This is a genomic window from Almyronema sp., assembly GCF_052168255.1.
GTDB lineage: Bacteria > Cyanobacteriota > Cyanobacteriia > Phormidesmidales > Phormidesmidaceae > Sphaerothrix > Sphaerothrix epifaneia.
Map to the genome: position 1 here is coordinate 137,877 of NZ_JBQLZL010000067.1, position 15,824 is coordinate 153,700.

Genomic DNA, 15,824 nt, shown 5'->3' on the forward strand with positions numbered 1-15,824 from the left:
GCCCTTTCACCTGCCCTGCATGAAACGCCAACGCTTCTGGATATGGTTAATCAGCTTTAGCCTGCTCTTTTTCGCTTTGCCTGGGCTAGCCCAAGAGTCGCTGATAGACATTAACTTACCGACTCGTAATCAAGTTGAAGATGCGGCAATCCAAATTGAAGTAGCCTGTGTGCGTTTAGACGGTTACTGTCCGTTTCGGGTGGCTGCTCCCCGTTCAGATTTGGCAGGGCGCGTCAGGGCGATTGAAGCAGTTTTACAACAGGTGCGCGATCGCTACGTGCAAGCGTCAACGCCGAGTTTGCAAACTGAAGTTCGAGTTCAACCTGAGGGGGCACCCCCCGATGCCAATGCAGCCAGCGAACCCTTAGGGCGTAAAGCTCCAGAAATTTATCTCGGCGTCGGCTCCGAACCCTTAGTGCGCCTGATGAGCGTGACCCAGCTAGATGCTGAGTTACGGGGGGCAGATATGGCAACAGCCGCAGACATGATTTTGCAGCGGATTGCCGAAAGCTTAGAGCGATCGCGTTGGGAGCGTCAACCGCCTTACCTAACGCGCCAAATTACCCTGGCGGTGTTGATTGGTTTGAGTTTGCTAATTTTTTGCTGGGTGCTAAACCATTGGGAAAAGCAACTGCGGCAGCAAAAAGCCGCCCTCGCGGGGACTCAGTTTTCGCTGTCATTGCCTTTGCTAACCTGGCTCAACCAGCGCCAGCAGTGGAATTTTACTGAAGCTCAACTGCGATGTTTTCAACTGATTCAGCTAGGGTTAGCGGCAAGTGGCCTATTGCTGATCCTGAGTCGCTTTCCGCAAACCCGCATTGTGCAAGTGCGGACGGTGGAAAGCTTAGAAATTCCGTTCAAGGTGGGGATTGTGGCGTTAGCAACCTATGTTGCCATTCGCCTGAGCTACGCGCTGATTAGCCGCTTGAGTTCTGCGATCGCCCGCGAAGATGACCTCAGCCCCGAAATCAATCGGCGGCTACGGCTGCGAATTAACACCATTTCTAGAGTGATTCGGGGTGTGGTGACGTTAAGCTGTATTGCCATTGGTAGCCTGTTGGCATTGTCCGTCATTGGCATCAATACTGTGCCGCTGATTGCCGGAGCCAGCATCATCGGCGTTGCGCTATCGCTAGCTGCCCAAGACCTGATTAAAGACACGTTTAACGGCTTTTTTATCATCCTCGAAGACCAGTACGCTGTAGGCGATGTGGTGACGATTCAAGGCATTCGTGGACTGGTAGAAAACATGAACCTGCGGATTACACAACTGCGCGATGAGGCAGGTTGCCTGGTGTCTATTCCCAATAGCGAAATTCGGCTCATTGCCAATCACTCTAGCCATTGGTCACGGGCTGATTTGTTTATCCCGGTGGGGTACCACACCAATGTTGACCAGATGTTAGCGCTGATTCAAAGCGTCGCTCACAGCATGAGCCAAGATCCGCAGTGGCAAGAAGCTATTTTGGCGCAGCCGGAGGTTCTTGGGGTAGAAGCGTTTGATGAACGGGGCTTGATGATTCGAGTGTGGATTAAGACACAGCCGCTAAAGCAGTGGGTAGTGGCGCGTGAGTTTCGCCGTCGCCTCAAAGGTGCTTTAGACAAAGCCAATATTGAAATTCCTGCTCATATTGATTTCAAACCCAATCGTTAAAAAAGCTATCTGCTTCTGCCTAAAGACATAATTTGCGGCTATGTTGGGCGTGATCGTTTTCTAGCCGTCATGATTTTCGATCTTGCGAATCTGCCTTATTGGATATTTTTAGGGACAGGGATTCTGCTGTTTCTGTTTGTTATTTTGTCGGGCGGGGGAGACGATGACCTAGAGGTGGATACGGAGGTTGACCTCGATGCTGACCTGGATATTGAGGCTGATTTAGACACTGACGTTGAAACCAACCCCGTCGATCTAGATGCCGATAGCGACGGCGAACTCAGTTTAGGCCAGGTTTTAGCCTGGTTTGGCATTGGTCGTGCTCCTTTAATCTTGCTGCTGGCGCTAGATTTGAGCATTTGGGGACTTGGCGGTTGGTTGCTTAACGTGGCGATCGCTGAAATCACAGGTCAAATACCGCTGGGCTTTGGGGCGGGTGGGGTGCTAGTGCTATCACTGGCGATCGCGCTTCTAATAGGCAGCTTGGTTTCGCGTCCGGTGGGCAAAGTTTTTGCTGCTTTTAGCGAAGATGCCAGTGAAGATCGCCTGATCGGTTGTGTCGGGCGGGTGGTATCTGCCGCCTTGCCGTTTGAAAGCTCCAGCAAAATTGGTCAGGTCGATGTCATTGATGCCGCTCGTAACCTGGTAACAGTCAGCGCTGTCATCCCTGACTGGGCCAACATTACTGTACGCCGAGGGGCAAATGTGATCGTGATCGATCGCACAGTGCGCAGCTACCTGGTGATCGCCCAAGACAGCCTTGATCAAGAACGGTGGCTGGCGGGCGACATTCCGCAAAAGCCATAACCTGCCTTTTTTAATTGCTTTTCTAGACAAACTTGAGCTACTGACTATGTTTTGGTTGACCCTGCTGCAAACTTTACCCACCCTGCCCCAAACTGAACGACCTGAGATAGCTTTCTCGGGTGAAGGGAGGCACTTGCCTCAGACTGAAACCCAACTGGCTACTGTAGGGACGACACCCACCTTAGGGCAGTTGGGCGGCCTAGGGGCGCTAGCCTCCGGTGGGGTGGTGACGATTATCATTCTGCTGCTAGCCGCTGTGTGGGCTTACACCCGGGTATATGTCATTACGCCCACCAACGAAGCCTTTGTCAAAACGGGTGGCGTCATCCGTAAGCAGAAACGGGTGGTGCTCAATGGTGGTTGCGTGGTGCTGCCCGGATTCCATGAGTTGACACGGGTGCCACTGCGCGAAATTTCTATTGATGTGGAGCGCACTGGCAAGCTAGCCGTGCGGACTCAAGACTACCTGCGGGCTGACATGCGGGTGACGCTCTATGTTTGCATTAGCCCGTCTGAGCAAGATGTGCTGATGGCGGCAGCTCGGCTTTCAAACCAGGGCAAAATTACGCCCAACGACATCAAAAATGCCTTAGAAAAACGGGCTGATGATGGCATTCGCGCGGCGGCTAAGACGAAAACGTTAGCCGAAATTGACTCAGACAAGCTGGGTTTTGCCCAAGAAGTGCTGAACCTGATCGAGCCAGACTTAAAAAAAGTGGGGCTAACGCTCAACAACATTGCCATCTCGGAAATTGAAGAAAGCGACACTTACGACACCAACAATTTCTTTGACGCTCAAGGGGTGCGGCTGCGGACTGAAACCATTCAGCGCTCAATTCAGCAAAAGCGAGAGGTTGAACTGGCTACGCAGGTAACGATTGAGCAAAAAGAGCTAGATGCGGAAAAGCGATCGCTGCAAATTGCTCAAGAAAAAGAAGATGCCAACCTGGCGCAACAGTTAGAAGTTGAATCGCTCAAAGCCCAGCGTCAACGCGAAATTCAAGAATCTAAAGACCGCGAGGCGGCAGCTACCCAGCGCACCAAAATTTTGCAAGAAAAATCGGTCGAAGAAGAAGAGATTAAACGCAAGCTCAGCGTCCAGCAAAGCCAAATTGACGCCGACATTGAACTCGAAGAACGACAAAAGCAGCTAAAAGTGGCGCAAGCCCTGCAAAAGCAAGAAGCTGAAGTTGCCGAAGTCAATCGCAAAAAATCGGTTGATGCCTCTAGCTTTAAAGCCCAAGTAGAGCTAGCCGAAGCCGAGCGCGAATCAAAAGTGGCGCAACAAGAAGCTGCGATCGCCATTGCCCAGCGAGAGCGCGATCGCTTTAGCGCCGAAGCCGAGCGCGCCCAAGCCCAAGAAGCGGTCGGCACGGCCACCGCCGTTGAGAAAGCCCAACGAGAACAACAACTATCCGTAATCGCCGCTGAGCGAGAAGCCCAAGAGCGCCGCATCGCTGATCAAAACGTGGTTGAAATTGACGTATTCCGTCGTCGTCGCCAAGCCGAAATTGCCCGACAGGCGGCTGAACTTGAAGCTGAAGCCATCCGTACCCTAGCCGCAGCGGAACGCGACAAAGCGTTAGCCGAAGCCGAGGGCATTCAAGCCCGCATTACCGCCAAAAACGCTATCAGCACCCCCAACCTCACCGCCGAAGTCATTGCCCAAATTTGGCCGCAGCTAGCCGATAAGCTACCAGAGGTCTTGCAGGCGTTAGCACCGCAACCGGGCGTAATTGGCGATGCCAAGATTTATGCCTTTCCGGGGGCTAATGGCAACGGCAGCAATAGCGGCCTGCAAGACATTAACAAGCTGCTGCTTTCAACTAGCGGCCTAGCGCTGATTAACTCGCTGATTGAAGATGGCAAACTTTCTGCCCTAATTGGCAAAGCCGGACAAATGATTCAGGGATCTGTGCCGCCAGCCGCGCCGCCTACGAGTTCTCCATCTGTGCCGCTAACCCCTGATTCGTCGCGATCGCCTGCTGCGAGTGAAGAGGCTTAACGCTGTGATCGCTAAAGGCAGAAAGCAGAATGAAAAGCTTTCTGTCAGCGACTTTTAGCAATTGAAGGGGGCTAACCTTCTGGCTACAGCCAGCCTACCAAGCTTTCTAACGATGCCATCTCATTGCGTAACTGTTACCAAGCCGTTGGGGAAAAATTTAGCTCTAGGTAGCTTTGGCAAACTTAAACCGCCGCCGCTGACAAGGGAGGATTTTACGGCCTTTAACAGAGTTTCAGCGTGAGAGAGTAGCGCTAGGATAGGAAAAAATTATTCAAGGAAGTTTTAGGATGCAAGATAGCTACGACCTCGATAAACGCAAGCTTTTAATTGGACTCAGCCACGGCTCTATCTTCTTTAGCGCCCTGCTGCTGTCAGCCGGAATTCCGCTGGCAATTTGGTTTGTCTCCAGCGACCCGATTGTTAAAGAAAGTGCTCAAGAAGCCCTTAACTTTCACTTCAATGTTTGGCTATACGGTCTGATTTTTTGGCTGCTGACCTTTGTGCTGATTGGCTATCCGCTGCTGGCTATTCTTTTTGTAGTGCAGATTGTTTTACCGATTTTGGCGATTATCAAAGCGCTACGGGCACCCGAAACGGTTTATCGCTATCCGTTTATCTTCCGCATTCTCTAAGTAATTTCACAGATACTTTCAAAATTGTTTAGCAGGCCATGGCAATCGTGGCCTGTTTTTGCATGGGAAACTACTGAAGTTACCGTCGCTATCCTGATGCAGATCAATTTTTTTGAAGCATAAATCAAAGGGTTCAAAGCCATGTCTACCCTTACCGATACGGATTTCTGACTATCTTTTGCTCACGATCTTGCATTCAGGTCGAAACACTGTGAAAACACCCGATTGGCTCAACTTTTCTGAAAATGCTCTGTTGTTAGGGACGGGTGCTGGCATTGTGGCCTCTGCCGCCACTCAGCAGCTTTTGTATGCTTCAGCGCCGCTTTCGGTTTTAGTGGCGCTGGGATTGGTCAGTCGGCGGCGGCTAGAGCAACGGGTAGAAGAACTAAGCGAAATTTCAGAAAGCACCAGTCAGGTGTTGTCTGAGGCTGTGCATCAGGTTCAAGACCAGGTGGCTACGCTGCCAACGCCTGAAGAATTTATGACGTTGCAGCGAACCGTGATGGCTCATACCGATCGCGCGATTGTGCGGTTCTCGCAACGGCTAGAAGAGGCGCAGCAGCAGTTAGAGCAGCGTTTACATGCCATCGAAGCGCCGGATCTCAGCCAGGTTCACAAAGATATGAGTGAACTGCAAGATCAATATACCTATCTCTGCACCTCTGTAGACCGCTTAAACAGCCAAACGCAGCGTCTATCCAGCATTCCGCGCGTGGAAGCTACGGAGGCTGAAATTGCCCATCTCAAAACTGATCTGATGCAGTTGCGCGTTACCCTTGACGCCTTGGGGTTAGAAACTAAGGGTCAGCTTTCCACCTTGACTGATACCCTGGGCTATTTCGAGCGCCGCTTGCGCGAAGGGAGTGTCACCAGTGACTCAACCGTTCTCAAAGAAGAAGTGCGAGAGCTGATCAAAGCCATTGCTGAACTGGTTCCCCGTCAAGACTTTGCCCGTCTTGCTCAGCAGCTCAAACACCTGACTGAACAGCAGCAGCTTTTAGAAAGTTCGCTGACTGGAGGTCGCTCCTTTTCAGCCGAGGCTGCCTCTATCGACCAACCGCAGCTCAAAGCTTTACAAGAGGCGATCGCCCAGATTACTACCCAGCTAGAAACGGTTCCGGCCACCGACCGTTTAGAAGCCACTGTGCAACAGGCGGTTGCTCAAGCTGTGCAGACGCTGCAAGGCCAGTTTGAACAGATGCAAACGTTTATCTGTACTCTTGAGCAGGCACAGCGCCAGCTTTATCGCCAAATTGAAACTCTGCCCAAAGCTGACGATACCCAGCAGTTGCAAACTCAGCTACAGAAGCTAGGGGTACGGGTTGAGGATACAGAACGGTATTTGCAAGAAGTGCAAGAGACGCTGCTGGCGCGTCTGGAGATGGGCGCGACCTCGCCTCATTTGCCGACTCAACACCGCTGGATTGTAGATTTTCAAGGGACGCGATCGCTGCCTGAGTTAACCAAAGCTACCCCTTCAGACAGCCGCTTGGCGCTAGAATCAGCGATCGCCCGAACGCAAACGCGGCTGATTTTAGTGTGGCCTTGGGCAGACACCTGCGAGCTAGATGCAGCGATTGTGAACCAGTTTGAAGCCTTACTGGCTCGTCAGTGCCGCCTAGAAATTGGCTGGTGTCATGTGGGCGATCGGCGGGAAGGGCGACTGCTGCACACGATTAGTCAGCGCTGGCAGCTAGCGTCCACCCAAAAACGCCAGATTACCGAAGCGCTGAACAAACTACTGCCTCTCAAGCAGCGCTATCCCGATCGCTTTACGTTCAAAATTTTGGGTACGGACGAAAACTTTTTGGTCTGCGACCACAGCTTTGCCATCCTGGGGATGCAGCCAATTAAAACAGCCAATACGGTCTTTGACCAGCTAGCGCTCAAACTCTACACAACTGACCCGCAAGTAGTAGAGCGTCTACAGACCCGCTTTAAAGACCCCACCATTGCCGCTCGCGATGCCGTGGCTTATTTTAACCGAGCCACCACCCGCTATGACCTAGGCGATCAAGAAGCGGCTTTACTGGACTACCATCAGGTGCTGAAGATTACCCCCCACGACCCGGCTGCTTACAATAACCGAGGTTTGATTTATGCCAACCTGGGTAAATTTGAAGCGGCGATCGCTGACTTTAGCCAAGCGGTGCGCTACGATGCTCAACATTTTGCGGGCTACTGCAATCGCGGTTTGCTCTTTCTAGAAAGTGAACAGCTAGAAAGCGCTATTTATGACTTTACCCAGGCTAGCCAAATCCAGGCTGATTCGCCTTTGGCTTATTTTTATCGGGGCGTGGCTTATCAAAAACTGGGACATGTAACAGCCGCGATCGCTGACTTTACCGCCGCCGTTGAGCGCAATCGCGCCCAGATTGCTTTACCGCTATGTTACCGCGCCGCTGCTTATCAAAACGTGGGTGAGTTTCACAAGGCGATCGCTGACTTAGAAACGGCTTCCATTTTTCTGAAAGCCCAAAAAGATGCTCGTAACTTAGTGATGGTGCAGAAAACCTTAGAGAAACTCAAAGGTTTAGCGGTTAAGCAAACGGCAGCGGTCTACAACTAAATCAGCCTTAACTAGGCAAGCTGTTGATGGTGGCTTCAGCCTGGAGCTTAATCTGACCCGGAACAACCGTCAGCCGTTCAAAGCGCAGGGACATGTCGCCTAACTCAAAATTGCGCAAATCTAATAGATCAGCGGCTACTGCTACCAAAGCCTGCGTCAGCGCGGGTTGAGCCTTTGCCTCATCAAGCGGTTCAACATTTTCTAGCACCACCTGGTGCCCCGCTTCGGCCATCCGTGGTTGAGCCTTAAAGGCCACTTTTTGCACTTCGCCAGTTTGCACCAGCTCAACGTCTGCTCGCAGACAAATTGTGTCAATTTCAGGAATAGAAAACTCAACTTGGTGGGGCTTGATGTGAGTTGTCTGGCCTTCAACCTCAATTTGCAGCGTCTCTAGCTTTTGGCCAATGTAGGGAGAATTAAACGCCGCTTCAATGTCGGTTTCAGTCAGCACCACCACGGTTTTAGCTTCGACTGGTTTTTCAATCTCGATTTCTCCGACAGCCGCCTTCAGCGGATTGATCGAAATGGCGTTGGTGGCGAGGTGTAGTTTTTCGCTGCGCAAGCCTTGCTCCATCACCAAGCCTTGACCCTTAACTTCTACAGCGTCTAGTTCGCCTTGAACTAGCTTGCCAGCATCCGTGTTAATACTCACTTCTAAAGTTTCTGCTTGCTCCAGTTGGCTTTCAAGCCCCAACTCTACGGCTTTGCTAATAGCTTGCTCACCGAGATCTAAATCTTTTGACATATCAGATGGCTCAACGCTGTAATAAGTGATCTGGCGCTGATCCTAGTCGTTGAATTGGCCAGAACAAAACCGTCACGGGAGATATGTCGTTAGGCTACGTCAGCAACCGCAACCCCAACTGTACCTTTAGGTTGAGCGGCTCAACGAAGCTGTGATAGAACGCTTGCACTGCTGAGGGCTTGCTTTACAAGACTTTGCAAAAAACTGGCTCGACGGCGATCGCTGCTTTGGGATAGCAGCTTACCCACCGCCGCAGACGACAAAACTGCCTCAAGATACAGTTCTAACTCAACCCAAGATAGACCTTGCTCAGCCCAGTTCTGTACTTAGGACAGAGGTTGAGTTTGGGCAAAAATGTCTACATTTCAAGACAATATGTTTTGGAATTCAGCTATGAAAATGTCCCTAAACGCAACTTCTATTCGGCGTGTCGTCGCCAGTGTCCTGGCATTTTGCCTTTGTGCTAGCCTCGTCTTTGGTTTTAGCGGCGTAGCTCAGGCTCGCGGCTCTGACGACTACCAGAAAAATGATCGCGGTCAGCTACAAAATTACGAGCCTTACGACACGGTTCAGTCCAAAGCTGACGGCATGAATCAGTATGACGACACCGATCCTCGACGCGACACCTCTGCGGCTCAGGTTAAAGCTAATGAGCTTGAGCGCAAGGCGCGGTTTCAGCAAGGTGCGCCCAATCCGCTAGAGTCGGCAGGTGATTCTCTCAAAAATCTAGGCCAGCAGGTTAAAGATAACGTTGAGGAAGTCGTTAAATAGGCTAGTTGCATGCCGTTATGGCTGGGCGATCGCCTCTTGAATCTCACTAGGTGCCATCGGATCTAAATAGCGATTCTAAATAGCGATCGCCTCACAACAATGCAATATCGGGTCAGGGCTAGCCCTGACCCGATATTGCTATTTAGCCGTCTACGGCAACCTCAGTTTGAGCAAACTCAATTTTGGCTAGCAGGGTTTTGAGCTTGGGCAAAGCCGCCGCGATCGCCTGCTGCAAACCATACCCCCACGGCAAATAGCGCGTTTGCTCACCAAAGCTGAGATTCACGCTGTCATGAGCCTGCCACTCTGCCTTTGCATTTTGTCCCTCTAGCCACTGCACAAAGCTGGTGGCATAGGTTTCTGCGGCGGTTAAAAGAATGCCCTTGCCGCCTCGTGCCGGAATCTTGGCTTGATTGAGGATAAACGCTACAACTTCAGGGGTAGAAACAGTCGAACCGTTGTCGGCAAACCCGCCTCGGCAGATTGCGGCGAAATCTGAGGTGAGCGAAAGCTTGGTTTCAAGATACCAGCCTTTATGGGTCTGGTTAGGCAAAAGTAGAATGCCTGAAACAACTAGCTTATGAACAAAAATAGCTAATATCAATTCTCGATTTTGGATTTTCGATTTTGAATTGAACAGCCTTTGCTCTGCAGACGTTTCGTCAGTCTCATCTGTACCTTTCTTTTGAAGAATCGGTATAAACTAATAGCGGTTAAAAACAAAGCTAATACTGAAGCCCTCAAGGTTCGATGCATGAGACGGTTTCCTCGGCTGAGCAGGTGGGTTCACTGGTGTAAGTTTGGGCAGAATTAACCACCCAAGTTTCCTTTTTTCAGCCTGTTGCGACCAATCAAAACTGAGTAGTTAAACTGCTGGCGATCGCCTGGGTTAACTTCTGCTTCAATCCACCGTCTGGCGACGCAAAATTTCATGGTGACAACCGGGACACGAAAGAAGCCGCCTTCACCCTCTTTAATGCGTACCCAGCGATTCACTGGGCATTCAAAAACTTTGCTATGTCCCTCTGTATCAACAAAACGACACTGAATCATGCCGCCTGATTCAGTGTCTTCGTTGGGCTGTTCTAAAATTTCGGCGTTAATTGAGCTTGTCGTTGCCCCGGTATCAAGCTTGACTTTGACAGGTTCATCTAGACTAATATTTTGCCGTTTTCAATCCAGCCGACGATGCTGCTATCGCTGGGCAAAAGTCCGCTTGCTTGGGTTGCGGGCAGGCTACAACTGAAGCTAGTCAGCCCTATAAAACGGGTCAAAAGTCCGGTAGATAGACTAAACGGGGGCTGACGCCAATCACACAAACGCATCATAGCCGAAATGTATTTTTGTAACAATCTGAAATAAATTTCTCCCCAGGTGACTAGGGTTTCTCCGTGACTAGATCAAGCCAGCGATAGAATTGCTACCTGTTTGGCGAAGGGGCTACTGTTGTCACAAGCATTTAGTTAACGCCAGGTCTAAAGCAGAACGCCTGATATGATCGGCTGCTAGGCGTGAGAAAAAATTATGGAATTTAAGTAAGATTCCTCAAATTGAGGACTGATTGAAATATCTAATCAAATCTTTATTTGAATGTGTAAAAACTATTAACCCCTTGTCACCCCTTAAAGCGGTTCTTAAGATTGATGGTTAATAGGGAATTAGTTTTGGGTGCCTATAGCGATTACTCAGTTCTGGAAAAAAGGAACTGAAATCGCATTTTTTTCAAGTTTTTATCAGCCACAAAGATTATTCCAATAACGCAAATTTAATTGGGTTTGCGGCGGTTTTGTTTGGCGATTTTGTTTGTTCAGGTAGCTAGAACTTTTTCTCACTCTGCATCCACCCCAGGAGGTTCGACATGAAAAATCAAGATATGGCCTTAGCAGAACAAGCCAAAGGTATTCTTCACCAAAACTGGCTAGGGACGGCAACAAAACCTGCACCCAAGCTTTATCCTCATCAATGGAGTTGGGATTCGGCTTTTATTGCGATGGGCTATGCCCATTACGACCAAGCCAAAGCCATGCAAGAACTGCGATCGCTGTTTCGGGGGCAATGGAGCAATGGCTTTTTACCCCATATTGTCTTTCGCCAGCGAGAGGTGAAAGACTATTTTCCCGGCCCCGATTACTGGCAAACCGAGCGATCGCCAGAAGGCCCCAAACCGCATCAGGCAGCTACTTCTGGCATTATTCAGCCGCCCGTACATGCAACGGCAGCATGGCACATTTATCGTCACGCCAGCGATAAGAAGGTAGCCAAGCATTTTTTGGCAGAGTTGTTTCCACGCTTGAAAGCTTGGCACTGGTACCTCTACCGAGAGCGTGACATTGACAACAACGGGTTGGTGTATATTCGCCACCCTTGGGAATCAGGCCAGGACAATTCGCCTATGTGGGATGCGGTTTTAAACCGGATTCAAGTTACCCGCGAGATGTTGCCGCCTTATCGGCGGGTTGACCTCAACGAAATTGATGGTAGCCATCGCCCCAGCGATCGCGACTACGATCGCTATGTTTATTTAATGGTGCAGGCGAGGGAAAACAAATACGCAGAAAATCATATTCAAAAGAATTTTCCCTTTCTGATTCAAGATGTTTTGTTTAATGCTTTGTTGGTCAAAGCCAATCGCGATTTAGCCGCGATCGCTGAGCTTTTAGGCCAAGATGCTCAGCCCTTTCAAACCTGGGCTAACAAAACCGCCCAGGGCATGAATAGCCAACTTTGGAATGCCGAAAAGCGAATTTATCAAAGCTATGATCGGGCTTCTCAGCAGCCGATTCCTATTTCGGTTGCGGCTGGGTTTTCACCTTTGTATGCTGACGTACCCACCCATGCCCAGGCTATCCAAATGTTGAAAACTTTTTACGATAGCAACTTCTGCGGCAGCGGTAGCTGGACGGTGCCAAGCTGTAGCCGCCAAGAAGCCATGTTTGACCCATCTCGCTATTGGCGTGGCCCCGTTTGGATTAACCTCAACTGGCTGCTAATTCAAGGGTTTGAAAACTACGGCTGCTACCATGAGGCTGAGCAGCTACGCCAAAATAGCCTGGAGCTACCGCGTCGATCGGGGTTTTATGAGTACTTCAACCCCGATACTGGAGCAGGGCTGGGTTCAGCTAATTTTTCCTGGACGGCTTCGCTGGTTTTAGATTTGCTATTAAAGGAGCAAGCTGCTGATCAGGCTCACTCAAACCTTTGATAGGCGACTCCGTGCTTGAGCAGCGATCGCGTTTGTTCGGCAGCTTGCTGCATGGCAATCTCTGGCGAGACATCGCCTACCAGAACCCGCCAGAGTTGAGTTTGCAAAATCTCAGAGGCTTGCTCATATTCTGGAATTTGAGGCCGAAAAACCGAACGGGTTTGTAGCTGTTCTAAAAGCTGGCGGAAGTGAGGGTAGGCTGCCAAAAGCTGGGCATCGGCAAATAGCGCTTTGCGGCTGGGTAAATAGCCAGAGGCCAAGCTAAACTGACGCTGGGCTGCGGCACTGGTAAAAAAATCAACGGCTTGCCAAGCGGCCTCAGGGTGAGCCGTTTTTTGCGCGATCGCCAAGCCCCAGCCCCCCCGACAGGCTCGTCGCACGCGCCCCGGTAGCGCTAGCGTGGCAGACAAGCCCACCTGATTGTGTAAGGGGGAGTTGGCTGCGTTGGCTTGCTGCCAGAACTGCGGCCAAATGCGTAAAAAAGCCGTGTTGCCAAGCTGAAACTGGGTAAACGAGGTTTGCTCTTCGTAGCCAATCACCGTGGGCGGAGAAGCCTCTAAAACCAGCGTATTGCGCAAAAACTGGATAGCTCGAATCGCTTCTGGCTGGTTCAGACCCACCGACTGCGTTGCAGGATCAATCCAAAATCCACCAAACCCGTCTAACACTTCAACAAAGTTAGCCACTAAGCTTTCGTCTGCTCGGCCTTGCCACAAATAGCCCCAGTGCCTTTGCTGTCGCAGCGATCGCGAAACCTGCAAAAGCGCGGCAAATGTCGTCGGCAAATTGACCGGAGCCACAAGCTGCTGGTTGACTAGCATGACGCCAATGTCAGCCCGAAAGGGCAGGCGATAAAGCTGCTTTTGGTAGCGGCTCATTTCAACTTCGCTGCCCAAAAATTCAGAAAGTGCGGCTGCTGTTATTTGGGGGGTCAAATCTTGCAGCCAACCCCGACTGGCAAAGCCCGGTAGCCAAGTCACATCTAAGTAGACCAGGTCGTAGCGAGGGGTTGAGGTTTGCAAATCAGCGCTGTAAATAGCCTCAATTTGTTCTGGTGTATAGCTGCCTGTCGTTAACTCAATGTGGATGTTGGCGTTTTCTGCCTCAAAGGCATCTACCAACGTTTGCCAGTAGGGCATTTCCGCTTGCGGCACCACCATCGCTAAAGGCACCTCGGCAGGCTGGCGCGGCCAGCTTAGCCCCAACCCTAGCAGGCTGATAACTTGCACTAGCAACAGCCCCAAGAGTAGCCGCATCAAAACTTTCTTGGAGACAATTTGCCGGAACCGTGTCATTTTCTCTCATGGGTAGGAAAAGTCAGCCATTCCCTTTTTATTTTCGCTGCTCTGCTGGAGCAATTTTGCAGACTAAAGTTCTGTGTCGATGATAGGGTGTTGGTCAATGTCTTTGCCAACTGAGATGACGAATCACCCAGGATTTATGTCGGCCAAGGGGGGATTGCTGCTGTTGTGGCACGCTTTTCGCCGCGATCGCGCGGCAGTTGTCAGCGCTGGGGTACTGCTGCTGCTGGTGAGTGCGGTTTTGATTGGCCCTTTAATCTACCGCACGCCGATTGATCAAATTGATTTTGGTCGAGCTGTCTTACCGCCTAGTTGGGCACATCCTTTTGGCACTAACGATTTGGGGCAAGATCAGCTAGCGCGAATTCTATACGGTGGGCGAATTTCTTTGGCGGTTGGCGTTGTCGCGATGCTGATTGCGATGACAGTAGGGGTTTTGATCGGCGCGATCGCAGGCTTTTACGGTCATTGGCTAGAAGGGGGCTTGATGCGGCTAACCGATATTTTTTTATCTTTGCCACAACTGCCCTTGGCGCTAATGGTGATCTATCTATTTGGCGACCAAGCCCGCGCAACTTTTGGCCCAGAGCTAGGCATTTTTTTGCTGATTGTGTTGGTGATTGGCGGGCTAAATTGGATGGCGGTGGCGCGGCTGGTGCGGGCGGGCTTTTTGAGTGTCAAAGCCCGTACCTTTGTGCAAGCGGCGATCGCCCTAGGGGCAACCCCTCGCCGTCTGATTTGGAGCCACATTTTGCCCAATGTCATTGGCCCGGTGATTGTAGCCGCAACGCTGGCAGTCGGAAATGCCATCATTGCGGAATCGACGCTGAGCTTTTTGGGACTGGGATTTCCTCCCGATGTGCCCACTTGGGGACGCATGCTCTATGACGCCCAAAATTATATTGAGTCGGCTCCTTACATGGTGCTGTTTCCGGGGTTAGCCATTTTTTTGACCGTCTTGAGCATTAACTATGTGGGGGATGGTTTGCGAGATGCGCTCGATCCTAAAACGCGGTAGAGAATCGGTGGAAGCGGTAACGTCAACCCGACAACCCCCGATGAAATGCTCTATCTAAAATAGATAATAGATAAAGGTTGGGTGCTGCCTCGCGCAGCGCAATAGCTCTAGCCACAAGCGCTAAGACACTTCAACGACGGCAAGCCCCTAACAGAAAAGCTTGCCTGCTGCCTGCTGCCCTCACCCTGCTGCCTTTAGCAACAGTACCGCCTGCCAACGGTTAGGCTTAGCTCAACCCTCACAGCACATGTCCACGGCTGGGGATACCTGGAAATTTTTTTATGCTGAACCTGGATGCTCTACAAGCGATCGCAGCCGCTCGACTCAATGAGAATATGGGTAAACCGCTCTATGAGTCTTACTGCTTTTCCCAAATTCCGCAGCTAGTCCGCTATCTGCTGACTGAAGACACCCAGGCGGGATTGCCGCTGACGGTGCTAGAAGGGCTACCGCAGCAGTATGAAAAGGTGATTTTAATTTTGGTGGATGGCTTTGGCTGGTGCTTTTTTGAACGCTACCGCGATCGCCTGCCGTTTCTCAAGCACTTGTTTGAGGCTGGAGTGGCCTCTAAGCTAACGACCCAGTTTCCTTCGACCACCTCAGCCCATGTGACAACCTTGCACACGGGGCTACCAGTAGGCGAGAGCGGTGTTTACGAATGGTTTTACTACGAACCGCTAGTTGACGGTATTTTTGCCCCGCTGTTGTTTTCGCTAGCAGGCGATCGCACGCGAGAAACGTTGCTACAAACGGGGCTTCAGCCCGAAGCTGTGTTTCCCACTCAAACGCTCTATCAAGGGCTGGCTGCACGGGGGGTTAAATCTTACTGCTTTCAGCATCAAAGCTATGCCCATTCGCCATTTTCTCAAACCGTCTGCAACGGAGCCGAAATGGTAGCTTTTCGGACGCTGCCAGAGGCAATGACGAATTTAGCTGAGGCAGCGATCGCCCAATCCGGCAAAGCCTACTATTGCTTTTATATTGATGTGATTGACGCGATCGCCCACAAATACAGTCCTAACTCGCCCCAGTTTGACGCTGAGGTCTGTGCTTTGTGGCTGCTGCTAGAACAGCTTTTGCATCAGTCGCTGGCCGGAAAACTACACAACACGCTGCTGCT

The 15,824-nt window shown here is 50.9% G+C and carries 13 protein-coding genes; 9 read left to right on the forward strand and 4 right to left on the reverse strand.

Annotated features, from left to right (window positions below; all coding sequences use genetic code 11):
* The first annotated feature begins 19 nt into the window (after window positions 1–19).
* The 5 genes from ACTS3T_RS15430 (at window position 20) to ACTS3T_RS15450 (ending at window position 7,667) form a co-directional block, all read left to right on the forward strand.
* A complete protein-coding gene (locus ACTS3T_RS15430) occupies window positions 20–1,654 on the forward strand; it encodes a mechanosensitive ion channel family protein (protein WP_377966024.1) in 1,635 nt (544 codons plus the stop codon).
* A gap of 69 nt (window positions 1,655–1,723) precedes the next feature.
* Window positions 1,724–2,461: a DUF1449 domain-containing protein gene (locus tag ACTS3T_RS15435; RefSeq protein ID WP_377966022.1), complete on the forward strand. Its 738-nt coding sequence runs from the start codon at window positions 1,724–1,726 to the stop codon at window positions 2,459–2,461.
* A gap of 46 nt (window positions 2,462–2,507) precedes the next feature.
* Window positions 2,508–4,466 (forward strand): flotillin family protein, encoded by a 1,959-nt coding sequence (locus tag ACTS3T_RS15440; RefSeq protein WP_377966020.1) that lies wholly within the window; start codon window positions 2,508–2,510, stop codon window positions 4,464–4,466.
* Window positions 4,467–4,753: 287 nt separating this feature from the next.
* On the forward strand, window positions 4,754–5,098 hold the full coding sequence (locus ACTS3T_RS15445; RefSeq protein ID WP_377966018.1) for a DUF4870 domain-containing protein: 345 nt from the start codon (window positions 4,754–4,756) through the stop codon (window positions 5,096–5,098).
* A 211-nt stretch (window positions 5,099–5,309) separates the two neighbouring features.
* On the forward strand, window positions 5,310–7,667 hold the full coding sequence (locus ACTS3T_RS15450) for a tetratricopeptide repeat protein (RefSeq protein WP_377966016.1): 2,358 nt from the start codon (window positions 5,310–5,312) through the stop codon (window positions 7,665–7,667).
* 7 nt (window positions 7,668–7,674) lie between these two features.
* On the opposite strand, the gene ACTS3T_RS15455 is transcribed toward ACTS3T_RS15450, so the two are convergent.
* On the reverse strand, window positions 7,675–8,412 hold the full coding sequence (locus ACTS3T_RS15455) for an LmeA family phospholipid-binding protein (RefSeq protein ID WP_377966014.1): 738 nt from the start codon (window positions 8,410–8,412) through the stop codon (window positions 7,675–7,677).
* 393 nt (window positions 8,413–8,805) lie between these two features.
* Here ACTS3T_RS15455 and ACTS3T_RS15460 point away from each other — a divergent pair, with 393 nt between their 5' ends.
* A complete protein-coding gene (locus ACTS3T_RS15460; RefSeq protein WP_377966012.1) occupies window positions 8,806–9,183 on the forward strand; it encodes a hypothetical protein in 378 nt (125 codons plus the stop codon).
* 142 nt (window positions 9,184–9,325) lie between these two features.
* Here the strand turns inward: ACTS3T_RS15460 and ACTS3T_RS15465 are convergent, their stop codons facing one another.
* Complete coding sequence (locus ACTS3T_RS15465) at window positions 9,326–9,736, reverse strand: hypothetical protein (RefSeq protein WP_377966010.1); 411 nt, start codon at window positions 9,734–9,736, stop codon at window positions 9,326–9,328.
* A 257-nt stretch (window positions 9,737–9,993) separates the two neighbouring features.
* Window positions 9,994–10,344, reverse strand: a complete 351-nt coding sequence (locus ACTS3T_RS15470; protein ID WP_462935246.1) for a putative ATP-dependent zinc protease — start codon at window positions 10,342–10,344, stop codon at window positions 9,994–9,996.
* A 697-nt stretch (window positions 10,345–11,041) separates the two neighbouring features.
* On the opposite strand from ACTS3T_RS15470, the gene ACTS3T_RS15475 reads away from it, so the two are divergent.
* Window positions 11,042–12,385, forward strand: a complete 1,344-nt coding sequence (locus ACTS3T_RS15475) for an amylo-alpha-1,6-glucosidase (RefSeq protein WP_377966008.1) — start codon at window positions 11,042–11,044, stop codon at window positions 12,383–12,385.
* On the opposite strand, the gene ACTS3T_RS15480 is transcribed toward ACTS3T_RS15475, so the two are convergent.
* Window positions 12,370–13,680 (reverse strand): extracellular solute-binding protein, encoded by a 1,311-nt coding sequence (locus tag ACTS3T_RS15480; protein ID WP_377966006.1) that lies wholly within the window; start codon window positions 13,678–13,680, stop codon window positions 12,370–12,372. The two genes, ACTS3T_RS15475 and ACTS3T_RS15480, sit on opposite strands and share 16 nt — an antisense overlap.
* 124 nt (window positions 13,681–13,804) lie before the next feature.
* On the opposite strand from ACTS3T_RS15480, the gene ACTS3T_RS15485 reads away from it, so the two are divergent.
* Together ACTS3T_RS15485 and ACTS3T_RS15490 are read left to right on the forward strand one after the other, a co-directional pair.
* Window positions 13,805–14,704, forward strand: a complete 900-nt coding sequence (locus ACTS3T_RS15485; RefSeq protein ID WP_377966005.1) for an ABC transporter permease — start codon at window positions 13,805–13,807, stop codon at window positions 14,702–14,704.
* A 281-nt stretch (window positions 14,705–14,985) separates the two neighbouring features.
* On the forward strand, window positions 14,986–15,824 hold an 839-nt coding region (locus ACTS3T_RS15490; protein WP_462935245.1), incomplete at its 3' end, for an alkaline phosphatase family protein.